Annotated in this window: 19 protein-coding genes; 4 read left to right on the top strand and 15 right to left on the bottom strand. The window is 66.2% G+C overall.

The window, feature by feature from the left end; translation table 11 throughout:
• Positions 1 to 194 precede the first annotated feature (194 nt).
• From EV560_RS16290 to EV560_RS16265, 6 genes are all read right to left on the bottom strand, one after another.
• Complete coding sequence (locus EV560_RS16290) at positions 195 to 1,169, bottom strand: oligopeptide/dipeptide ABC transporter ATP-binding protein (protein WP_131856853.1); 975 nt, start codon at positions 1,167 to 1,169, stop codon at positions 195 to 197.
• Positions 1,166 to 2,185, bottom strand: a complete 1,020-nt coding sequence (locus EV560_RS16285; RefSeq protein WP_131856852.1) for an ABC transporter ATP-binding protein — start codon at positions 2,183 to 2,185, stop codon at positions 1,166 to 1,168. Before EV560_RS16285 ends, EV560_RS16290 begins: the two co-directional genes overlap by 4 nt.
• Positions 2,182 to 3,084: an ABC transporter permease gene (locus tag EV560_RS16280; RefSeq protein WP_131856851.1), complete on the bottom strand. Its 903-nt coding sequence runs from the start codon at positions 3,082 to 3,084 to the stop codon at positions 2,182 to 2,184. Before EV560_RS16280 ends, EV560_RS16285 begins: the two co-directional genes overlap by 4 nt.
• Complete coding sequence (locus tag EV560_RS16275; RefSeq protein WP_131856850.1) at positions 3,081 to 3,998, bottom strand: ABC transporter permease; 918 nt, start codon at positions 3,996 to 3,998, stop codon at positions 3,081 to 3,083. Before EV560_RS16275 ends, EV560_RS16280 begins: the two co-directional genes overlap by 4 nt.
• A 35-nt stretch (positions 3,999 to 4,033) precedes the next feature.
• The gene (locus EV560_RS16270) at positions 4,034 to 5,581 is read right to left on the bottom strand and encodes an ABC transporter substrate-binding protein (protein WP_165923494.1); all 1,548 of its coding nucleotides are present in this window, start codon (positions 5,579 to 5,581) and stop codon (positions 4,034 to 4,036) included.
• 235 nt (positions 5,582 to 5,816) lie between these two features.
• A complete protein-coding gene (locus tag EV560_RS16265; protein ID WP_248312081.1) occupies positions 5,817 to 7,622 on the bottom strand; it encodes a CocE/NonD family hydrolase in 1,806 nt (601 codons plus the stop codon).
• Between the two features lie 161 nt (positions 7,623 to 7,783).
• Between EV560_RS16265 and EV560_RS16260 the strand changes: the two genes are divergently transcribed.
• The 4 genes from EV560_RS16260 (at position 7,784) to EV560_RS16245 (ending at position 11,067) form a co-directional block, all read left to right on the top strand.
• A complete protein-coding gene (locus tag EV560_RS16260; RefSeq protein ID WP_131856847.1) occupies positions 7,784 to 8,707 on the top strand; it encodes a LysR family transcriptional regulator in 924 nt (307 codons plus the stop codon).
• Between the two features lie 514 nt (positions 8,708 to 9,221).
• Positions 9,222 to 9,953 (top strand): LuxR family transcriptional regulator, encoded by a 732-nt coding sequence (locus EV560_RS36700; protein WP_131856846.1) that lies wholly within the window; start codon positions 9,222 to 9,224, stop codon positions 9,951 to 9,953.
• 150 nt (positions 9,954 to 10,103) lie between these two features.
• Positions 10,104 to 10,745 carry an acyl-homoserine-lactone synthase gene (locus EV560_RS16250; RefSeq protein ID WP_131856845.1) on the top strand — a complete coding sequence of 214 codons (642 nt, stop codon included), beginning with the start codon at positions 10,104 to 10,106 and terminating at the stop codon, positions 10,743 to 10,745.
• On the top strand, positions 10,738 to 11,067 hold the full coding sequence (locus EV560_RS16245) for a hypothetical protein (protein ID WP_131856844.1): 330 nt from the start codon (positions 10,738 to 10,740) through the stop codon (positions 11,065 to 11,067). The genes EV560_RS16250 and EV560_RS16245 overlap by 8 nt, the downstream gene beginning before the upstream one ends.
• A 12-nt stretch (positions 11,068 to 11,079) precedes the next feature.
• On the opposite strand, the gene EV560_RS16240 is transcribed toward EV560_RS16245, so the two are convergent.
• From EV560_RS16240 to xylB, 9 genes are all read right to left on the bottom strand, one after another.
• Complete coding sequence (locus EV560_RS16240) at positions 11,080 to 11,484, bottom strand: helix-turn-helix domain-containing protein (protein WP_131856843.1); 405 nt, start codon at positions 11,482 to 11,484, stop codon at positions 11,080 to 11,082.
• A gap of 524 nt (positions 11,485 to 12,008) precedes the next feature.
• Positions 12,009 to 13,493, bottom strand: coding sequence for a mannitol dehydrogenase family protein (locus EV560_RS16235; RefSeq protein WP_131856842.1), 1,485 nt, complete (start codon positions 13,491 to 13,493; stop codon positions 12,009 to 12,011).
• A 5-nt stretch (positions 13,494 to 13,498) separates the two neighbouring features.
• The gene (locus EV560_RS16230; RefSeq protein WP_131856841.1) at positions 13,499 to 14,239 is read right to left on the bottom strand and encodes a glycerophosphodiester phosphodiesterase family protein; all 741 of its coding nucleotides are present in this window, start codon (positions 14,237 to 14,239) and stop codon (positions 13,499 to 13,501) included.
• Positions 14,240 to 14,289: 50 nt separating this feature from the next.
• The gene (gene ugpE, locus EV560_RS16225; protein WP_131856840.1) at positions 14,290 to 15,180 is read right to left on the bottom strand and encodes a sn-glycerol-3-phosphate ABC transporter permease UgpE; all 891 of its coding nucleotides are present in this window, start codon (positions 15,178 to 15,180) and stop codon (positions 14,290 to 14,292) included.
• Complete coding sequence (locus EV560_RS16220; protein WP_131856839.1) at positions 15,181 to 16,113, bottom strand: ABC transporter permease subunit; 933 nt, start codon at positions 16,111 to 16,113, stop codon at positions 15,181 to 15,183. It abuts the gene before it with no gap.
• Between the two features lie 175 nt (positions 16,114 to 16,288).
• Positions 16,289 to 17,602, bottom strand: coding sequence for an extracellular solute-binding protein (locus EV560_RS16215; protein WP_248312080.1), 1,314 nt, complete (start codon positions 17,600 to 17,602; stop codon positions 16,289 to 16,291).
• 158 nt (positions 17,603 to 17,760) lie between these two features.
• On the bottom strand, positions 17,761 to 18,708 hold the full coding sequence (locus EV560_RS16210) for a sugar-binding transcriptional regulator (protein WP_131856838.1): 948 nt from the start codon (positions 18,706 to 18,708) through the stop codon (positions 17,761 to 17,763).
• Between the two features lie 7 nt (positions 18,709 to 18,715).
• A complete protein-coding gene (locus tag EV560_RS16205; RefSeq protein WP_131856837.1) occupies positions 18,716 to 19,405 on the bottom strand; it encodes an HAD family hydrolase in 690 nt (229 codons plus the stop codon).
• 73 nt (positions 19,406 to 19,478) lie between these two features.
• The gene (gene xylB, locus EV560_RS16200; RefSeq protein WP_131856836.1) at positions 19,479 to 20,939 is read right to left on the bottom strand and encodes a xylulokinase; all 1,461 of its coding nucleotides are present in this window, start codon (positions 20,937 to 20,939) and stop codon (positions 19,479 to 19,481) included.
• Positions 20,940 to 20,955 lie beyond the last annotated feature (16 nt).

Here is a 20,955-nt window from a genome sequence, read left to right as displayed (position 1 = left end):
GCCGAGGTTAGGATGGATGGAATCCCCTCCGAAAGGCCGGGTGCGCAGCTTCGCCCAACTCTGCTCGCTTCTTAGGCAACCGTGTCTTCCGCGACACAATATCGAGCCGGCGAGGCAACCCACCCTGGTGCGGCGGGCTCCTCGGGGCGAAACCGGACGAAACGTTGCCGCTCGCGTGCTGCCGGATCGGCCTCTCAACCCTGCAGGGGGTGGTGACAGCGGACATAGCTGGCGTCGTTGCCCGAGCGCGCCGGCATCTCGGCCTTGCAGAGATCCGTCGCATGGGCGCAGCGCGGATGGAACGGGCATCCCGATGGCGGATCCACCGGATTGGGCGCCTCCGCGCCGATATCGGCATAGCGCGGCCGCTCGCCCGGCACGGGCGGCAGGACGGCGTCGAGCAGCGCGCGCGTATAGGGGTGGCGCGGGCGGGCGTAGAGCTCTTCGGTCGCGCCCGTCTCGACGATCGTGCCGAGATACATCACCGCCACCCGGTCGGCGAGGTGGTAGACCACCGCGAGATTATGGCTGATCAGCAGCACGGTCAGGCCGAGCCGGCACTGCATCTCCCCGATCAGGTTGATGATCTGCGACTGCACGGAGACGTCGAGCGCCGAGGTCGGCTCGTCGCAGAGCAGGATGCGCGGCGTGCCGATCAGGGCGCGGGCGATCGCGACGCGCTGGCGCTGGCCGCCGGAGATCTGGCTCGGATAGGCGTTGAGCAGGTGCGGCGGCAGGCCGACGGCCTGCATCATCTCCGTCACCGCCTGCCGCCGGCTGCGCGCCGAGCCTTCGCCGCGGACGACGAGCGGCGCCGCGATGATCGTGCCCAGCGTCTGGCGTGGGTTGAGCGAGGAATAGGGGTCCTGGAAGACGGGCTGGATCAGGCTCGCCCGCTCCAGCCGGCCGAAGGCGTTCATCGGCTTGCCGGCGAGCGCGACGCTGCCGGAGGTCGGTGGCTCGATGCCGAGGCAGAGTCGCGACAGGGTTGTCTTGCCGCAGCCGGATTCGCCGACGATCGCGACGACCTCGCCTTGCCCGACCGAGAGATCGATGCCGCGCAGCGCCCGCAGCGTGCGCCGGCCGCCGGGCAGGTTGACCGCATAGTCGCGGGTGGCTCCGACGATGCTGAGGGCAGGCACTTGGCTGAGACCAGGAACGTCGCTCATGACATGGCATCCGTCAGGGCGGCATAGCCCGGCTCGGCCGCCCGTTCGGCGACGGGGCGCACGCAGCGCATCTGGTGAGCGCCCTTCGTCGCCCAGAGCGGGACGGGGCCATCGGCGCAATGCGGCTTCGCATAGGGGCAGCGCTTCATGAACAGGCAGGACTCCACGGCGCCTTTCGGCGGCGGCACGATCCCGGGGATCGAGCCGAGCTGGGCGCCGCGGGCCGTGCGGCCGGGAACGGGAATCGCGCGCAGCAGGCCCTCCGTATAGGGGTGGCTCGGGCTGGTGAGGATCTCGCTGGCGGTGCCGGTCTCGACGACCTGGCCGGCATACATCACGGCGACGCGGTGGGCGACGCTGGCGACGACGCCGAGATCATGCGTGATCAGCACGATGCCGATGCCGGTCTCGTCCTGCAGCTTCGCCAGCAGGCCGAGGATCTGGGCCTGGGTGGTGACGTCGAGCGCGGTCGTCGGCTCGTCGGCGATGATGAGGTCGGGCTCGCAGGACAGCGCCATCGCGATCATGACGCGCTGGCGCAGGCCGCCCGAGAGCTGGTGCGGGTATTGCGCGAGCCGCGCCGCCGGCGATGGGATTCCGACGCGGGTGAGCAGGGTCAGCGCCCGCTCATGCGCCTCGCGCGCGCTCAGGCGCATATGGCTGCGCATGACCTCGGTCATCTGGCTGCCGATCGTGTAGCAGGGGTCGAGCGAGGTCATCGGATCCTGGAAGATCATCGCGATGCGCGGGCCGCGCAGCCGCCGCCAGGCCGACTCGCCGATGCCGAGCAGGGACGAGCCCTGGAAGGCGAGCTTGTCCGCCTCGACCCGGCCGGGCTGCGGCACGAGCCCCATCAGCGACAGCGCCGTCAGGCTCTTGCCGCAACCGGATTCGCCGACGATCGCCAGCGTCTCGCCCTTCTCGACATGCAGGTCGATGCCGCGCACCGGGAAGAGCTGCCCCTGCGCCGTCGGGATCGTGATCCTGAGCCCGGCGATCTCGATCAGCCGCGTCATGCCCGGCCCTCCGGAGCGACGACGTCGCGCAGCGCATCGCCCAGCAGGTTGATCGCCAGCACGAGCGTGACCAGCGCCGCGCCGGGGATGGCGATCAGCCAGGGGCGGAACAGCAGCTGGTTCTTGGCCTCGGCCACCATGAGGCCCCAGGAGGCGAGGGGAGGCTTGACGCCGAGGCCGAGGAAGGAGAGCGCCGCCTCGAGCAGCACGGCATGGGCGATCTCGACCGTGGCGACAACGATCAGCGGGCCGACGATATTCGGCAGGATCTCGACCAGCAGGATGCGCGGAGTCGACGAGCCGATGGTCCGCGCCGCGACCACGAAATCGCTATGGGCGAGGCGTTGCGTGGCGCTGCGGGTGACGACCGCGAACCGGTCCCAGAGCAGGAGGCCGATGACCAGGATCAGGATCGTCAGCGAGCTGCCGACGACGGCGACGACGACGAGCGCGACCAGCACGACCGGCAGCGTCAGCCGGATGGTGATCAGGAAATTGATGACGAGATCGACCCGCCCGCCGAAATAGCCGGCGGCCATGCCGAGCGCCGTGCCGATGACGCCTGAGACCAGCACCGTGGCGAAGCCGATGAAGAGCGAGACCCGCGCCCCGTCGATCAGGCGCGCCAGCAGGTCGCGGCCGAGATGGTCAGTGCCGAGCGGATGCAGCCAGCTGCCCTTCGGCGCCCAGACCGGCGCGGCGAGACGATTGCCAAGATCCTGGACCGTCGGATCCTGGCCGAGCACGAGCGGGCCGAGGAGCGCGACGAGGATGATCAGCGCGAGCGCGCCGCCGCCGATCCAGAAGCTGCCATGGCGCAGCAGGCGGCGCATCGCGAGCTGGCGCGGGCTCGGCGCCAGCGCGATGGCAGAAGCGGCGATGGGAGCGGCGGCGGTCATATGATCCTGATCCGCGGGTCGAGCAGGGCATTCAGCATGTCGGCGAGCAGCGTCAGCACCGCATAGACCAGCGCGATCAGCAGCAGGATCGCCTGAATGACCTCGATATCGGAGCGCTGGATCGACTGCCAGGCGAGCAGGCCGAGCCCCTTCAGCGAGAACACGGTCTCGACCACGATCGAGCCGCCGAGCATGAAGCCGAGCTGGACCGCGGCGAGCGAGACGACGGGGATGATGGCGCTGCGCAGCGCATGGCGGATCACGACCCGCCAGGCGGCAAGGCCATAGGCGCGGGCGGTGCGGACATGGTCGGACTGCATCACCTCGATCATGCCCGAGCGCGTCAGCCGCATCAGCGCCGGGGCGGCGTAATAGCCGAGCGTGATCGCGGGCAGGATGAAATGCAGCCAGGTCGCGGCTCCCGAGATCGGCAGCCAGCGCAGTTGCACGCCGAAGACGTAGATCAGCAGCAGGGCGAACAGGAAGGAGGGCAGCGCCTGGCCGGCCACGGCAAGCGCGAGCGCCAGCCGGTCGATCATGGTGTTGCGGTAGAGCCCGGCCAGGATGCCGAGCGGGATGGACAGGCAGAGCGCGAAGCCGAGCGCCATCAGGCCGAGCCTTGCGGTGACCGGGGCATGTTCGGCCAGCACGTTGACGACGCTCTCACGCAGGTAGAAGGAGCGGCCGAACTCGCCGGAGGCGATCTTGCCGAGCCAGTCGCCATATTGGACGTAGAGCGGTCGGTCGAAGCCGTAGATCCGGCGCACCGCCTCGACATCGGCGGCCGTGGCTCCTTCCCCCGCCATCGCCGCGGCGGGGTCGCCGGAGAGATGGACGAGGGAGAAGGCCAGCACCGAGGTGCAGGCGATGACCAGGGCGGTCACGAGCAGCCGCCGCGCCAGAAAACGTAACATGCTTCAACGATCCTGCGGCGGCTGCTCCGGAAGACTCACTTCTTCCAGCGCGCCAGGTAGAAATGCGCCAGCTCGTCCGGCGTCACCGGCAGGTCGAGATCGCTGTTGAAGGCGTAGGTGCGGCCGTAGCTGAACAGCGGCACCATATAGGCCTGGTCGTTGATGCGGGCGAGCGCCTTGCCGTAGAGCTCCTTGCGCTTGGCCGGGTCGATGGCGCTGTCGGCCTCGTCGAGCCAGTCCTTGACCTGCTGGTCGCGGGCATAGTCGTCGATGCTGAACTTGAAGTAGTTGCTCACCGAGGCGGAGGCGTCGAGCACGCCCTGCGAGCCCCAGCTCAGATGCGCGAGCTCGGTCTTGCCCTCCTGCAGCGCCGGCCGCAGCGCCTTCCATTGCAGGAAGCGCAGGTCGGTATCGATGCCGACGGCGCGCAGGTAGTTCATCACCGCTTCGGTATAGGGCCGGTCGCGATAGGAATAGATCGGGATCTTGAAGCCCTTCGGATAGCCGGCCTCGGCCAGGAGAGCCTTGGCCTTGGCGGGATCATAGGCATAGTCCTTGATGTCGGCGGCGCAGCCGAACTGGCGCGCGTCGCACATCAGGCGCAGCACCTCGGCGCCCTCGCCGACGAGATCGCGCGCGATCGCCTGCCGGTCGATGGCGTGGAAGATGGCCCGGCGCACCAGCACGTTCTTCATCGGGTTGTCGCCGGAGCGGCCGACCGCATCGAGCGAGAGGAAGGACATGCGCGTCGTCGGCGCCGCCTTGACCGTGACATTCGGCATGGCCGAGAGCTGCTTGGCGTTCTCGGAGGGCACACCCCAGATCCAGTCGAGGCCGCCGGTGACGAGCTCGGCGAGCTGGGTGTCGGTGTCGGGGACGGTCTTGAAGACGAGCGTGCCGATCTGCGGCTTGCCCTTCGGGCTCTCGGCGAAATAATCGGGGTTCTTGACCAGCGTCGCCGACTGGCCGGACTTGAAATCCTTGAGATTATAGGGGCCGACGCAAACGGGCGCGACCGCGCCCCAGTCGCGTCGCGGCTTGCCGCCGGTCTGGACGGTCGGCGCCTTGTCGTAATGGCCTGCCGGATAGATCGGCGTGATGCCCGAGAGATACTCGATCGCGGCCGGCGTCGGCGCCTTGGCCTTGAAGATCACCGTCTCGGCATCGGGCGCCTCGACATTGTCGATCCAGTCGACGAGCAGGCGGGTGACGACGCCGCTATCGGGCTGGCGGGTATGGTTGAAGGTATAGGCGACGTCGGCGGCGGTCAGCTCCTTGCCGTTGCTGAACTTGACGCCCTTGCGCAGCTTGAACTCGAGCGTCTTGTCGTCGATCCAGCGATAGCTCGTGCCGAGCAGCGGCTTGTACTCGTTCGAGCGCGGATCGCGATACATCAAGGTATCGCACATCTGCTGGGCGATGATCACGACCTCGCGCAGGTTCTGGTAGTAGAGGTCGACCGTGTCGACCTCGCTTGCCGTAGCGAAAGTCAGCGTGTCGTTGGCCTTGTCGGCCCGCGCGCCGGTATGGGACAGGCTCAAGGCGGCGGCGACCGCGCATGCCGACAGGAGTCCGCGAGACATCTTCATCATCATTCCCCTCCGCTGGTGGTCCTTTGGACCGTTGATCTCGAACCGGCCGGCGGCATCCGCACTGTGACCGCGTTTCTTGTCGGTTTTACGCAATCCGTCCGCGTCGCCGCCGCCTGTTTCTCGCCTGGATCATCGGACCGGATCGTATCCGGCGCCATGATCTAGCCTCTCACTCTTCGCTTCGGCATGTCCGAAAGCCGCAATCCAGTTCTCGCTCGAAAATGCGCTAGCTTGCCGGCTTGACCGGGAGCCGGATCGACGATGCGAGCGCGGCGCCACGATACACGGTCAGCATGGGCGGGCGACCATGCGGTACCTGGCCGCAATGATCGGCATCGGCGCCGGCGATCGAGAGCCTGATCCGGCTGCCGGCCTTGAAGGTCCACGATGTCGGCAGCAGCGCGAAATACAGGCGCTGCGGCTCGCCGATCGGCATCGGCGCGGCGTCGACACGGGTGAAGCTGCGATAGGGCCAGGTCGTCCTGTGGACCGGCGTGCATTCGCCGAGCTTGCGATGGAGCGCCCGCAGCAGGCCTTCGGTGACGTAGCGGACCGTGCCGTCGGCCTCAACCTCCGAGAGATAGGCGAAGACCGCCGCGTCCGGCTCGCTCGAGGCGACCTGGAGATCGGCCAGGACATGGCCCGAGACCTGCCAGTCGCGCGCGATCGGCTGCGAGGTATAGCTCAGCATCGCCTCGTCGCGGCCCTGCCAGTCGAAGTAGTAGTCGCGGCTGTCGATCGCGGCGATGCGCTCGTAGCGGGTCTGGCCGCCGGTACCCTTGCTGAAATCGACCTGGTAGGCGTCGCTGCCATCGACGCCGGCCTGCGGCGAGAGCGTGCCCTCGGCGCCGAGATGGAGCGTCTCCTCGGTCTCGACCGGCGGCCAGGAGGTCGCGGCCTGCCAGGCCTCCTCATGCATGGTGTAATAATGGATCGGCGCTTCCTGGCGCAGGCCAGTATCGCGCCCCATCAGGTATTCGTCGAAGAAGCGCAGGACCTCGCCGACGATCGGGAAGTCGGGCTCGACCTTGGGGCGCCAGGGCGAGCAGTCGATGCGTGCGCCATGGTCCCAGGGGCCGAGCAGCAGGTGGCGCTTCGGGTTCGGCAGGGTCAGGAAGCGGCTGAGCGAGCCGTTGGCATAGCCGGCGCCATCCATCCAGCCCGAGACCGAATAGACCGCGACGTCCGGGTCGATGCCCTCGCAATAGCCATAGGGGCTGAAGCAGGCCGAGGTGAAATTCGGATCATAGGGCAGGGCGTCGCCCTTGAATTTGAACTCGGTGATGAAGTCCGGCATGTGGAAATTGCCGATATGCTCGGCGATCGCCGCCCTGCACAGGCTGCCGTCCCCGTCCTCGTCGACCGGCTGCGGCCCGGCGAAATTCGGGTTGGCGTAATAGGAGATGTTCTTCAGCAGGTCGCGGCGGTCATGGTCCATCGCGATCATCAGGTCGTCATAGACCCGCGCCAGCTCCTTCAGCAGGATGCCTCCCGGATAGTAATGGTCGGAATAGGTGTCCCAGACCGCGAAGAGCGGCGCGATCGCCTTGACCGCCTTGTGGCCGGTGCTGGCGAGGAAATCGGAGGCCGCGCCGAGATAGGAGACGCCGGTCGCGCCGATCGTTCCGTTCGACCAGGGCTGCGCCACGATCCAGTCCGCGATCGCCTTGCAGTCGTCGCGCTCGCGCGGCGAGCGGAAGCTGTCGCGCGTGCCGAAGCTCGCGCCGGTGCCACGGACATCGATGACGACGAGCGCATAGCCGGCCGGGACGAAGAGATCGCGATAGCGGAATGAGCCTGGCGTGACCTCGTCGCCGCGCGCGGCATCGGCGAGCGCGAAGCGGCGGTAATAGGGCGTGAAGATCGTGATCGCCGGGAAGGGCCCTGCGGCGTCGCCGCCCTCGGGTCGCTGCGGCAGGTAGACATCGACCGCGAGGCGGCAGCCATCGGGCATCGTCACATAGCGCGAGACCGGCGTCTTCGAGACGCCGAACGGCCGCTCGCGCCCATCGAGATAGGCTTGGGGAGTCACACGCCAGGCGCCGGAATTCGCAGACATTACAGACCGATACTTGCCGTTTTCCGCAGCGGGAGAGGCTGCGGGCGCGACGTTGACATGCACCGATATATGCGTCAAATGCGTAATATATCACGAAATATGCGGAATCCGCATATGGTAGGATCTCCCTGTCCATGCCCAATGTTCGCAGCCTCGAAGCGCTGAGAGCCTTCGTCGAGACCGGGTCGGTATCGCAGGCCGCGGCCCGGCTCGGCCGGACGCAGCCGCAGGTCGGCCGGCTTCTCAGCGCGCTCGAGCAGGAGCTGGGCTTTGCGCTGTTCGACCGGCATAGCCGCCGCCTCACCCTGACCGCGGAGGGGCGCGACTACTACCAGCATGTCGAGCGCGTGCTGCTCGGCCATGACGGGCTCGACCGCGTCGCCACGCAGCTGCGCCAGGGCGGGCGCGATCATATCCGCGTCCTGACGGCGCCCCATGTCACCCACGCCATCGTCGTCGATGCGATCGCGGCCCTGTCGCGGGACAGGCCCGCCTTCAGCGCCACGATCGATTCCCGCGTGCGCGTCGATATCGAGACCTGGCTCGGGCAGGAGCATTTCGATCTCGGCATCACCGTGCTGCCCCTGCGCCATCCCGGCTTCGAGACCGAGGAATTCCTGAAGATCGAGGCCGTCGCGGCGATGGGCCCCGATCATCCGCTGGCTCGGAAACAGGTCGTCACGGTCGCCGATCTCGCCGGGACGAACTTCATCGGAACGCATCGGCGCTCGCTGGTGCAGCAGCAGATCGAGCGGCAGGCGGAGGAAGCGGGGCTGGCGCTGCGCTCGAATTTCGAGACCTCGAACGGGATGATCGCCTGCCAGCTCGCCGAGCGCGGCCTCGGCTGCTGCGTCGCGGACCCGTTCGTGGCCCATTCCAGCGGAACGGCGGGACTGGTCTTCCGGCGCTTCCGGCCGACCGTCGAGCTGCGCTACGGCTTCATCTTCCCGGCCTGGCAGCCGCGCTCGAAGCTGTCGATCGAGCTCGCACGGGAGATCGCCGCGGTGGCGAAAGCGCGTTGCGCGATCATCGAGGCGCAACTCGGCGTCGATCGATAGCCAAGACCGCCGATATCGAAGACCGCCGATAGCCGAGACCGCCGCGGTCGGTCCCCGGCGATGAATTGCATCGACCATGCAGGGGTCAGCACAACCCTACGCTGAGTAAGGGTAGCAATTCCATGTCGGCCTTCGCTGGAATTGCCCTTATCCATTGATTTTTTTGATCAACTATGAATTGATCGGGCCTGGTTTGGCATCTGCGGACGGCGCGCACGGAGCTCCGCTTGGATCATGATTTCTTGAACCAAGTTTTCTTGGACCATGATTCCAAAGCGCCCGATGGGCTTTTCGCCGATGCATCAGGAGTTTTGGAGCAGCCGCGCGAGATCGTCGGGCGGCTGCAGGCTGGAGCCTACGCGAAGCCGCGGGACATCGATCGGTCGCTCGACGGCATTGGCGCGCGAGACATGGGGCGAGCTGGCTTGAGGGCGGTTCACCGGCAGACCCTGGATCATATCAAGGCGGCGCGTGCGGGGCGTGCCGAGCTCGATCGTATCGAGTGGGTGAGTTCATGTCAGGACAACATTTCGATACCGGTCGGGATGCTCTCGACTTCATCGATTCACTTACGCAACTTGCCGCGCCCCAGGACGTCATCTCTGCGCTTCGGGACAAGCTGGCGAGCTTCGGCTTCCATGCCTTTCTCATCACCGGCCTTCCCGAGCAGGGCGACCGTATCGATCCGCTCGTCCTGTTGAACGGGTGGCCCGAGGGCTGGTTCGAGCTTTATGTGAAGCGCGGCTTCGCCGATCACGATCCGATCGCCGCGCATTGCAAGACGACGGTCAATCCATTCGCCTGGTCCGAAGTCTATCGCGCCGATGACGCTGGACCAAGGCAACGGGAGGTCATGCAGCGCGCAACCGATTTCCGGATGGTGCATGGATTCTGCGTCCCGATCCATGATGATGCCGGCTTCAAGGCCGTGGTCACCATGGCCGGCCAGCACCCGGACCTGTCCAAAGCGACCCGGTCGGCCATTCACCTGATGTCGATCTACGCCCATGCCAAGGCTGGCGCGGTCATGAGCAAGCCCGCGCCGCGGCGAAGCTTGACCGTGCGAGAACGGGAGGTGCTGACCTGGATGGCGGTCGGCCGTTCGACCGATGGCGTTGCCGATGCCCTCGGGATCAGCGCGGGAACGGTCGAGGCGCATTACGAAAACGCCGCCCGCAAGCTCGGCGTCAGGGGAAGGACGCGCGCCGTCGTCGAGGCCTATCTTCGCGGCGAAATATCGCTCTAGTTCGCATCGGCTTTTCCGAAGACCGCAATCCACTTTTCGCGCCGATGCGCTAGCTCCAACAAAGTGCGCGACATCCCGGAATTCCGGGATTCCCGGAATTCTTGCCTCACCTCATCCTTCCTCTGCCGTGATCGGTCGGGGGACAGGATCATGATTCATGTAATCGACGCGTCGAACGCGCCACGCTACGAGGCGCAACTGCAAGAGCACTTCTTCATCCGGCATCGGATCTATGTCGGCGAGCGAAAATGGCAGGCGCTCGAACGGCCGGACGGCCGCGAGATCGATCAATTCGACAACGAAGATGCGATCTATCTTCTGGCGCTCGAGGGCAGCCGCGTCGTGGGCGGCACGCGGCTCGTGCCGACATTGCGGCCGCATCTGATGAGCGAGGTCTTTCCCTACCTCGCCAATGTAAGAGGGCTGCAGCGCGGCCCCGATATCGTCGAATGGACGCGGATCTTTGCGATCCCGGAACGCCGCGGCGCCTCGCACACCGTGCTCCACAGCGTCCTGGCCGGCATGCTGGAATATTGCCTGCAGAACGAGATCACAGCCATCACCGTCGTGATGGAGACCTGGTGGATGCCACGCTTCCTCGAGCTCGGCTGGGATGTCGTCCCGCTCGGCTTGCCGGCAATGATCGACGGCATGAGCTGCGTGGGCGCCATGATCCGCGTCACCGAGGCGGCCTGGCGGAACACGCTCGCCTTCAAGGGGCTCACCGCGCCGGTGCTGCACCAGGCGGCATCGACGGTCCCCCAGGGTCAAAGGGGGATTCTCCATGGTTGAGAGCACCGCCAAAATCCAGGCGACCGAACGCGACCGCGAGCAGTTCGAACATGCCCTGACGCTCCTCGCAGGGCTGATGGAGCGATTTCCCGATTGCCCTTGCCTGCTTGACCAGGGTGCAGGCAAGGACACGACCGACGAAGTCTGGCTGGCAGCGCGCGTGCTGGCCCTGCCGCGGGACGATCGGGAGGCTCTGGTCCAGTTCTTTCTGCGATCCGACGGCGGCGTTCGCACGCTCCGCTTCAGTCCGTCGGTCATGCTCCTGGCGGGAAAGGGAAAAGAGCTTCCTCCAGATCCCGAAAGCCTGCGCCGGGTCAATTGAGAACGGGCGGTCTTACCTGCTTTCGTCAGCCATGGCTTCGACCAGATCGAGGATGCGACGCCGAACGCGGCCGCTCTTGATCCGGACGAAGGCCTTGGTGAGTTGCACGCCCTCGCTGGTTGCGAGGAAATCGGAGAGTTCGGAATGCGTCGCCGAATCCGAGAAACCCGGGTTCGGCGGAGCATCCTCGCCGGGTGCGCCATCGAAGAAGAATGAGACCGGAACCTCCAACTTCCTGGAAATCTGCTGCAAGCGGCTTGCGCTGATCCGGTTCGAGCCTTTTTCGTATTTCTGGATCTGCTGAAAGGTGAGGCCCAGCGCCTCGCCAAGCTTTTCCTGGCTTATACCCGCCAGCATCCGCCGCATTCGGACGCGGCTACCAACGTGACGATCAACCGGATTTATGATCTTGGTCATGGCAGCCTTCGAAATAGGGAGTGCTGCATACAGCGGTGCGTCTAAGCACTATGTCAAGTGCACGTTATGCGTTCATTTCTGGGAAACTAAGCTGAAGTGGACGCCTCTCAGCTCAGTGGAAACTGAATTTTCGAAGCTTCGAACCACGATATCTCGCTCCGATCTGCGATCAATACCCCGATGCACTGGCGGGGAACTGCGTTTGAGCGCGGCCGGCTCGAAAAAAGGCGCAACTGATCGCATCCGCCTGCTCGCGATCCGGGCACTGCTGTGGACCGTCTCAGAAGGGCCAGCGATCCCCTCAAATAAGAGGGCAGCCCCTGTCGCATCGGCCTGAAATGCGGCTTGCGGCTTTCGGAAAAGCCGATGCGAAAGACACGAAGCTGGATCAACGAACCGGATATGAAATCCGGTCCAATCATCTAGACGGATACGATCAGGTTGAATCAATCTGATCGAATCCGCCTCTAAGCTATTGATAGAGAACGCGTGTTGTGCGGCGCCGCGGATCTCTCAGGGGACTGTCACGCCCTGCGCGCGGCGAGGTACGCGTCGATGCTCGCGCGGGTTCCCGACTGCCAGATCCCCTGCAATGCCCCACTGAAGGCCTCTCGGAAACGCGTGTCCTCGCCCAGATCGCCATAGACATCCCGCATGGCGAGCCAGGCCTCCGGCGCGCCCCTGGCTTGGCGGGCTTGGCTCGTCAGCCGCTCCCAGTTCGGATCATTCGGTGCGATCGGCTGCCCGCTTTCGGTTTCGCCATGGCAGTAGCGGCACCAGAGGGCGCTGACGAGCGCGAGGCCGCCGATCGGCCGGCCGGCCCGCAAGGCATCGCGCAGCGTGGGCAGGATGAATTTCGGCTGGCGGTTCGAGCCATCGAGGCAGAGCCGGCGGATGGTGTCGCCGATCTTCGGATTGGCGAAGCGCCGCTCGATCGTGCGCTTGTACGCTGCCAGATCGGTGTCGGGCACTGGCGGGACGACGGGGATGACCTCATCCTCCAGGAGGGCCGAGAGGAAGCGGGCGATCTGGGCATCCTCCATCGCCTCGTGGACGAACTGGATGTCGAGCAGGCCGGCGGGGTAGGCGATCGCCGCATGGCCGCCATTGAGGATGCGGATCTTCATCAGCTCGAAGGGCGCGACATCCCCCACGAACTGCACGCCGACCTGCTCCAGCCGCGGGCGCCCGGCCGGGAAATGATCCTCCAGCACCCATTGCCGGAAATCCTCGCAGAAGACCGGGCGGGCGTCGTCGATGCCGAAATCCTCGCGCAGCATCCGGCGTTCGCGATCCGACGTCGCGGGCGTGATCCGGTCGACCATGCCGTTGGGAAAGGCGACGCTCTCGCGGATCCAGCGCGCATCGGCCTTGTCGATCAGGGCGACGAGCCCGGCGACGGCATCCGCCGTGACATGGCCGTTGCCCGGCAGGTTATCGCAGCACATCACCGTGAAGGGTGGCAGCGCCGCCGCGCGCCGCTGCAGCAGCGCGGCGGCGATCAGGCCGAAGGCGGTTTTCGGATCGGAGAGGCGATCCGCGGCGTCCGCGATTATATCGGGATGGGCGGGATCGAAGGTCTGGGTCGCCGGGTCGACGTAATAGCCACCCTCGGTGACGGTCAGCGACACGATCCGCGTGCGGGGATCGACGAGGCGCCGCAGGATCGCCCGGCTATCGCCCGGCCGGACGAAATCGATCATGGCCCCGGTGACGCGCGCCTGCGAGCGCTCGGCCTCCTGCGTCACCACCGTGGTCAGGAAATCCTGCGCGGCGAGATCGCGCGCCATCTCGGCGTCACCCGCGCGCACGCCGGTGCCGACGATCGCCCAGTCGCGGTCGAGCCCGCGCTCGAACAGCTCGTCGAGATAGGCCGCCTGATGGGCGCGGTGGAAATTGCCGACGCCGATATGGACGATGCCCGGGCTCAGGTGTTCGGGACCATAGCTCGGGGTCGCGACCGCTCCCCCGATCCCGGCAAGCGTCGCGCGCGACAGGACCACGGCCATCGGCGTCACCTTGCCCGTGCGCCGAGGAGCTGCAGCGCGAGGTCCGGGCGGTCGCTGGTGATCTGGGACACGGGCTGGCCGAGCCAGTAGTCGAGATCGCCCACCGTATTGGGCACCCAGACCCCGAGCTTGTCGCGCCCGACGATCGCGACGGCGCGGTCGATCGACAGCCGGAGCAGCGACTGCTCGACGGCGATGATGCAGCCAAGGTCGACGAAGCGCTTCAAGGTCCGGTCGACACCGCCGAAAGCTTCGCAGGAGCGGCGGTCGACCGAGGCAAGCCGGCGCATCTCGGGCGCCTTGGCCCTGATCTCCTCGATGACCTCGGGGACGAAGCAGGTCAGCACGACACGTGCGGCGAGCCCGCGCTCCCTGACGAGCGCGATCACCTTGTCGAGCAGGCCGGGGTAGAGATTGCCGAAAGCATCCATCTTCATCTCGATCTCGAGCTCGATACGCGTCGGCGCGAAGACGTCGAGGACGGCGGGCAGCGTCGGGATCGTCTCGTTCAGCGTATCGCGCAGCTTGACCTTGCGCAGGGCCTCCCGGCCCAGTTGCCCGACCGGCCCCTTCTGGTCGGTCGTGCGCTCGAGCAGCGGGTCATGGATCACCATGATCTCGCCGTCATCGGACAGATGCACGTCGAGCTCGACGGCGTCGACCTTGAGCCCGCAGACATTGCGGAAGCCGCTCAGGCTGTTCTCCGCCCAGATGTTGCGCGCGCCGCGATGACCGATGATCCGCATGTCGATGTGCCCTGCTTGCCTGTTGGCGGGTTTACTTGCTGCTTGGCGGGTTATTTGCCGCTGTCCACCAGCCCCTTCACGAACCAGCGCTGGAGGATGAGGATGACGAGGGTGGGCGGCAGCATCGTCAGGAGGGCCGCGTTCATCAGGAGATGCCAGGTTGGCAGGGAGTCGCTCTGCGGCATCAGTTTCTTCAGCCCGATCACGGCATTGGCCATGGCGGGCTCTGTGGTGAGCAGCAGCGGCCAGAGATACTGGTTCCAGCCCATCAGGAAGAGGATGATCGCCAGCGCCACCATGTTCGAGCGCGACAAAGGCAGCAGGATCAGCCGGAAGAACTGCCATGGGGTTGCGCCGTCGATGCGGGCCGCCTCGCAGAGCTCGTCCGGGATCGTGAGGAAGAACTGGCGGAAGAGGAAGGTCGCGGTGGCCGAAGCGATCAGCGGCAGGATCAGGCCCGAATAGGTGTTGACCAGATTCCAGTCGAGATCGGCCAGCACGCCGATGCCGAGCCAGGAGCCGAGGATATTGAGCGGCAGGGCGACGTTCGCGGCGGATTCGTAGGTCGGCACGATGCGCACCTCGATCGGCAGCATCAGCGACATGAAGATCAGCCAGAAGGCGGTCATGCGGAAGGGAAAGCGGAAATAGGTGACGGCGAAGGCCGCGATCACCGACACCGCGAGCTTCCCCACGGTGATTCCGGTGGCGATGATCAGGGAATTGAGCAGCAATCGCCCGAAATCGGCGTTGCTCAGCACGGTCTGCATGTTCGCGAAGAACTGATTGCCGGGCAGCCAGGACATCGGCACGCGCATGATCTCCGCCTGCGAGAGCGAGCCGGTGACGAAGACGAAATAGATCGGCAGGCAGACGAGCGCAGCGCCCACCAGCAGGATGAGGTGGCTGAGAGCGTCGATGATCGGGGTGCGCTCGTTCATCTAGACGCTGTAGTTCACGCGCCGCTCCACGAAGCGGAATTGCGCGAAGGTCAGGAAGAGCGCGAGCGCCATCAGCACGACGGATTGCGCCGCGGAGGAACCGAGATCGAGCGTGACGAAACCGTCCTGGTAGACCTTGTAGACGAGGATGGAGGTGGCGCCGGCCGGTCCGCCGCGTGTCGTGGCGTCGACGATCGCGAAGGTCTCGAACAGCCCGTAGACGAAGTTGATGACGATCAGGAAGAACAGCGTCGGCGCGATCATCGGCAGCGAGATGCGCAGGAAGCGCTGGATCGGCCCCGCGCCATCGAGATAGGCGGATTCGAGGATCGACTGGGGCACCGAGAGCAGCGCCGCGACCAGGAAGATGTAGTTGTAGCAGATGTGCTTCCAGGAGGCGGCCATCACGATCAGGGCGAGCGCATGCCAGGAATTGCGGTTCGGGTCCCAGTCGAGCCCGATCCCCTGCAGCATATGGGCGACGGGGCCGACGCGGGGATTGAACAGGAAGGCGAGCATGATGCCGGCGATCGCGGGCGCGATGGCATAGGGCAGGAGCAGGACCGTGCGATAGGCGCCGCGGCCGCGCAGGATGTGGTTCGAGGCGAAGGCGAGAAGCAGTGCCACGGACAGGGTCAGCAGGTTCTGCGCGAGGGTGAAGATCAACGTCACCTGCGCCGAGGACCAATAGACATTGCTGCGGAACAGCCGCTCGAAATTCTGGAAGCCGACCCATTGCGTCGTGGCGCCGAAAGGGTCGGTCAGTTGGAAAGCCTGGATCAGCGCCCTGATCGAGGGGATGAAGAAGAACAGCAGCAGGATGAAGAGCTGCGGCGCCAGCAGCCAGAAGGGCAGGCGCCATTCCTGGAAATGCGCACGCTTCAGCCCGCTTTCCGCCCGGCCGTCGCCGGCGCTCTTGGGCAAGAGACGCATGGGCAAGAGACGCCGCAGCGGCGGGCGGAGGCGAAAGCCGGCCCCGCCAGCCGCCACCGCGAGAGCATTTCCGCGTTTCTCTGAAACGCGGAAATTCTCTGTCTCTTTGTTTTGACGCATTTTCTTCACGCGAACCGGTGTCCACTTCGCTCGAAAATGCTCTAGGCCCGCCGCATTATTTCTTGCCGGCATTGAGCTGTTCGTAGCGGCGCAGCGCCTCGTTGCCGCGAGACACCGCGTCATCGAGCGCCTGCTGGACCGGCTTCTTGCCGAGGAAGGCGGCCGAGACCTCTTCCATGATCGCGACATTGATCTGGTTGCTGTTGCCGATGCGGAAGCCGAGCGAGTTGTCGCTGGGCGTGCCGCGCATCAGCTGCACCACGGCGATCTCGCGGGTCGGGTTCTTCTGATAATAGCCCTGCGCCTTGGCGGCGTCATAGGCGGCGGTCGTGACCGGGACATAGCCGGTCGCCTGATGCCACCAGACCTGGGTGTCGGTCTTCGCGAGGAAGTCGTAGAAGGCGGCGACCGCCTTGTATTTCTCCGGCGTGTGACCCTTCAGGGTCCAGAGCGCGGCACCGCCGATGACGCTGTTCCTGGGGGTGACGCCCTGCTCATAGGGCAGTTCGGCCGCGCTCCAGTCGAATTTCGCGGCGGCGACGACGGCGGCATGCGAGGCGGTCGAGGCGATGATGGTCGAGCACTCGCCGGAGGTGAAGAGCTGGATCGGGATGATGCCCTGGCCGGCGAGCTGCATCACGCCGGACGAGACGAGGCGCTTCATGCGCTCCACCTGGCCGACGAGCTTGCCCTTGTTGAAGACGAAGTTGGTATCGAGCCCGTCCATGCCGTTGCGCTTGGTCGCATACGGAATGTCGTTCACGGCGCTGTAATTCTCGAGAAAGCTCCACTCATAGTCGCCGGGGAGCACCATCGCGCATTTCGAGACGCCCTTGGCCTTGATGGCATCGAGCTGCGGTTCCAGTTCCTGCCAGGTCGCGCCGGGCTTGTCGAAGCCGGCGGCTTTGAAGTGGTCGCGATTGTAGAACAGGATCGGCGTCGAGGAGTTGAACGGCATCGCCTGGAGCTTGCCGTCGATCGCATAATAGCTGACGACCGGGGCGATGAATTTCGAGACCTCGACCGGGTGGCCTTGCTGCGCCATCAGTTCCGTGGTCGAGACGATGGCGCCGGAATTGACCATCGTCAAAAAGGAGCGCTCGTTCGACTGGACGATCTCGGGCTGGCGCTTGGCGCGGTAGGCCGCGATCGTGCCATTCAGGACCTCGTCGTAAGTGCCCTTGCCGATCGCCTTGACGACGTAATCCTTCTGCGAGTCGTTGAACTTCTTGACGAGCTCGTCGACGCGCTCGCCGAGAGCGCCGCTCATCGCGTGCCAGAACTCGATTTCCGTCGCCGCCTGCACGGTCGACATCCCCGCCAGCAGCAGAGCGCCGGCACCCGCCAACGCACCATAGAAAGGTCGCATGTAAGCCTCCCTCGTCAGTTCTTTTGCGAGCATCTGCTCTTTATTGAAGCATATGCTCGCACATCAGCATGTGATGTCAACCGTTGGCGACAACGGCATGACAGCCGCGCGCGATGGTTCGCGCGCGGGCATCGACGGCGGGATGTGTTGGGTAGGGCTCAGTCCGCGAGCACGGCGCGGGCGGTGTCCTCGTCTGTGACGAGGCCATTGACGATCTTGCCGCTCAGGGCGGCGCGCAGGGGCGCGACCTTGGCGGGCCCCTGCGCGATGCAGATGCGCAGCCGGGTGCTGCCGGGTTCCGGCGGCACGCTGGTCACGCGCAGGTTGGTGCCGCGATCGAGGAAGCGGCCTTCCGCATCGAAGACCCAGCCGGTCACCTCGCCGACGGCGCCATGGCGGACCATTTCGAGCAGCTCGCCGCGCGTCATGAAGCCGTCGCGGTAAAGCACGGCATCCTCGCCGATCTGGCTGATGCCCATGATCCAGAGATCGGCCTCGCCGGCGACGGCGCGGATGCGCCTGATCGGCTCGATCTCGATGAGCTGGGCACGCTCCTGGGGGCTCGAGACGTAAAGCGGCAGCGGCATCGGAAAATGCTGCGCCTTGGTGATCTCGGCCAGCTTGACCAATGTGTCGAAGCGGCTGGCGGAACCGTCCGGGGAGATGGTGCCGACCAGCGAGACCAGCCGGTGCAATGGGCAGGACATCGATGGCACGCGCTCGATACTGGCCCGCATCGAGCGGCCGGTGCCGAGCGCCATGACGAGCGATTTGCGCGAGCGCAGCCAGCGCTCGATCAGGACGCCGCCGAGTGCGGCGACGCCGGCCGCACCCGTCTCGGCGGCGCCGTCGGACGGAGCGACGTCGCAATGCAGCAGCTCGAAGCGGTCGCGCAGCTGCGCGGCGAGGTCCATGCAGGCGCTGATCGGATGGTTCATCCGGAAGCTGATCAGCCCCTCGCTGCGGCAGAGCGAGACGAGGCGCTGCGCCGCCGGGCGCGAGATGTTCAGGATCTGCGCGATATCGTCCTGCGTGCGGCCGGCGATATAGTAGAGCCAGCCGGCCCGGGCTGCGTCATCGAGGCGGGTGCTGTCGTTATCGGCCATCGAATCCTCAATGGGGCGCCGGTGCCGGCGCGATCTCGAGCGCGATCTCGTGCCAGGATTCGAAGAGGCGGTCGGCTCCGGCTGCGAGCAGCGCCTGGCGCTGGTCGAGGACGGCGAAATGGCTGCCGGCCGCGAGGCCATAGGCCGTCATGCCCGCCGCCTTCGCCGCCGTCACGCCGCTGATGCTGTCCTCAATCACCAGGCAGCGCCCGGGCGCCACGCCGCGTTCGCGGGCGGCGAGCAGGAAGAGATCGGGCGCCGGCTTGCCGCGCCGCACGCGCGTCGTGCTGAAGATCCTGCCCTCGAACAGGTCCCAGAGCTCGGCCTTGCGCAGGCAGATCTCAATGCGCTCCTCGTCGCTGGATGAGGCGACGCAATAGTCGCTGCCGAAGGCTTCGACGGCGTCGCGAACGCCTTGGACGGGCTGGAGGTCGCTCCTGAAAGCGGCGAAGAGCTGGGCCCGCCAATCCCGCGTGAAGCCAGCCGAAGCCGGGCGGCCGGTCATTCTCTCGTAATCCTCGGTCACGGCGCTGGACGGTCGCCCGAGATAGCGGCGCATGACCGTCTCCAGATCATAGCCCGGGTCGAAAGGCGAGAGAATATCGACGAGGGTCCGGCAGCTGATGATCTCGCTATCGACGAGCACGCCGTCGCAATCGAGGATGACGAGGTCGAAGGGCTGGCGAGGAGAGGTCATCGGACAACAGTTCATTTGAGCGAATGCTCACATGAAGAGCATTCACCCGAACTTATGTCAAACCTCCCGCCGCTCAGCGCAGCATGCGGCCGATCTCGGCGGCGCGGCGCCAGGCCGTGTAGCGCTCCGCATAGGCCTCAGCCCTTGCCGGGTCGGGCAGGAAGCTGTCGGCCTCGCCGGATGGCGGCGTGCAGACGCTCTCCGGGCTTTCGCCGGTGCAGGCCAGGCGGGCGAGGCGGGCAGCCCCGAAAGCGGCGCCGGTTTCGGCCTGGCGGGAGCGCTTGAGCGGCAGGTTCAGCACATCCGCGAGGATCGACAGCCACAGGTCCGATCGCGCGCCGCCACCGATCACCATGGCGTCCCCGATCGGCGAGGCTCCAGCTTCCAGCGCATCCTTGCCGTCCCTGAAGGCGAAGGCGACTCCCTCCAGCACGGCCAGGGTCATGGCGTCGCGATCCGTTTCGTGGCCGAGACCGACGAAGCTGCCGCGCAGCTGCGGATCGTTGTGGGGCGTGCGCTCGCCCGAGAGATAGGGCGTGAACAGCACCGGCGAAGGGCGTCTGGGGCTCGGGCCAAGTTCGTCCATCAGCGACGCTTCGGACCGTCCGGAGACCAGGGCCCACCAGCTCAGGCTCGCGGCGGCCGAGAGATGGACCGACATCTGGTGCCAGCGCTCCGGCAACGCATGGCAGAAGGCATGAACGGCGCTGCCGGTACGCGGCTCGAAACCCTCCGTCGTGCGCCAGAGCACGCCGGACGTGCCGAGGGACAGGAAGCTGCTGCCGGGCGTGACCGCGCCTAGCCCGATCGCCCCGGCGGCATTGTCGCCTGCGCCGGCGGCGAAAAGGGGCGGGGTATCGAAGCCGAGCTCGCGGCTGAGTTCGGGGCGCATGCGGCCTGCCGGCTGCGACCCTTCGACGAGCTCGGGCATCCGGCTGCGCTCGAGGCCTGTCGCTGCCAGCATCCGGTCCGACCAGTCGCGCTGGCGGGTATCGAGCCAGAGCGTTCCGGAGGCGTCGGACATCTCCTCGATCGCCTCGCCGGTCAGCACGAGCCGCAGATAGGCCTTTGGCAACAGGATCCTGCGGATGCGCGCGAAGATCTCGGGCTGGTGCTTGCGCACCCACAGGAGCTTGGGCGCGGTGAAACCGGGCATGGCGATATTGCCGGTGATCACCAGGGAATCCGGCTCCGCCGCCTCGATCTCCGCGCATTCCCCGGCCGCGCGGCCATCGTTCCAGAGGATGCAGGGGCGCAGCGGCCGATCGCGCGCATCCAGCAGAACCGCGCCATGCATCTGCCCGGACAGGCCGATGCCGGCGCAGCGACGGAAGGCCTCTGGGGCGATGTCCTTCAGGCTGTGCAGGGCAGCCAGCGCGGCGGCGACCCAGCTCGCCGGATCCTGCTCGGACCAGAGCGGGGCAGGGCGATCGACGGCAAGGTCCCGCGCGGCATTGGCGAGCAGGCGCTGCCGGTCGTCGACCAGCACGGCCTTGACCGACGACGTTCCGAGATCGATGCCGATATAGGTCATCAGGGCCCTGCCGGCG

It is taken from the genome of Allobosea sp. BK604 (genome assembly GCF_004341515.1).
GTDB lineage: Bacteria > Pseudomonadota > Alphaproteobacteria > Rhizobiales > Beijerinckiaceae > Allobosea.
This window is presented reverse-complemented; position numbering and strand designations above follow the sequence as displayed.

Coding starts and splice junctions, on each gene's coding strand:
- EV560_RS16290 (WP_131856853.1), bottom strand. CDS start 1,169: ATGAGCGACGTTCCTGGTCTCAGCCAAGTGCCTGCCCTCAGCATCGTC.
- EV560_RS16285 (WP_131856852.1), bottom strand. CDS start 2,185: ATGACGCGGCTGATCGAGATCGCCGGGCTCAGGATCACGATCCCGACG.
- EV560_RS16280 (WP_131856851.1), bottom strand. CDS start 3,084: ATGACCGCCGCCGCTCCCATCGCCGCTTCTGCCATCGCGCTGGCGCCG.
- EV560_RS16275 (WP_131856850.1), bottom strand. CDS start 3,998: ATGTTACGTTTTCTGGCGCGGCGGCTGCTCGTGACCGCCCTGGTCATC.
- EV560_RS16270 (WP_165923494.1), bottom strand. CDS start 5,581: ATGTCTCGCGGACTCCTGTCGGCATGCGCGGTCGCCGCCGCCTTGAGC.
- EV560_RS16260 (WP_131856847.1), top strand. CDS start 7,784: ATGCCCAATGTTCGCAGCCTCGAAGCGCTGAGAGCCTTCGTCGAGACC.
- EV560_RS36700 (WP_131856846.1), top strand. CDS start 9,222: ATGTCAGGACAACATTTCGATACCGGTCGGGATGCTCTCGACTTCATC.
- EV560_RS16250 (WP_131856845.1), top strand. CDS start 10,104: ATGATTCATGTAATCGACGCGTCGAACGCGCCACGCTACGAGGCGCAA.
- EV560_RS16245 (WP_131856844.1), top strand. CDS start 10,738: ATGGTTGAGAGCACCGCCAAAATCCAGGCGACCGAACGCGACCGCGAG.
- EV560_RS16240 (WP_131856843.1), bottom strand. CDS start 11,484: ATGACCAAGATCATAAATCCGGTTGATCGTCACGTTGGTAGCCGCGTC.
- EV560_RS16235 (WP_131856842.1), bottom strand. CDS start 13,493: ATGGCCGTGGTCCTGTCGCGCGCGACGCTTGCCGGGATCGGGGGAGCG.
- EV560_RS16230 (WP_131856841.1), bottom strand. CDS start 14,239: ATGCGGATCATCGGTCATCGCGGCGCGCGCAACATCTGGGCGGAGAAC.
- ugpE (WP_131856840.1), bottom strand. CDS start 15,180: ATGAACGAGCGCACCCCGATCATCGACGCTCTCAGCCACCTCATCCTG.
- EV560_RS16220 (WP_131856839.1), bottom strand. CDS start 16,113: ATGCGTCTCTTGCCCAAGAGCGCCGGCGACGGCCGGGCGGAAAGCGGG.
- EV560_RS16215 (WP_248312080.1), bottom strand. CDS start 17,602: ATGCGACCTTTCTATGGTGCGTTGGCGGGTGCCGGCGCTCTGCTGCTG.
- EV560_RS16210 (WP_131856838.1), bottom strand. CDS start 18,708: ATGGCCGATAACGACAGCACCCGCCTCGATGACGCAGCCCGGGCCGGC.
- EV560_RS16205 (WP_131856837.1), bottom strand. CDS start 19,405: ATGACCTCTCCTCGCCAGCCCTTCGACCTCGTCATCCTCGATTGCGAC.
- xylB (WP_131856836.1), bottom strand. CDS start 20,939: ATGACCTATATCGGCATCGATCTCGGAACGTCGTCGGTCAAGGCCGTG.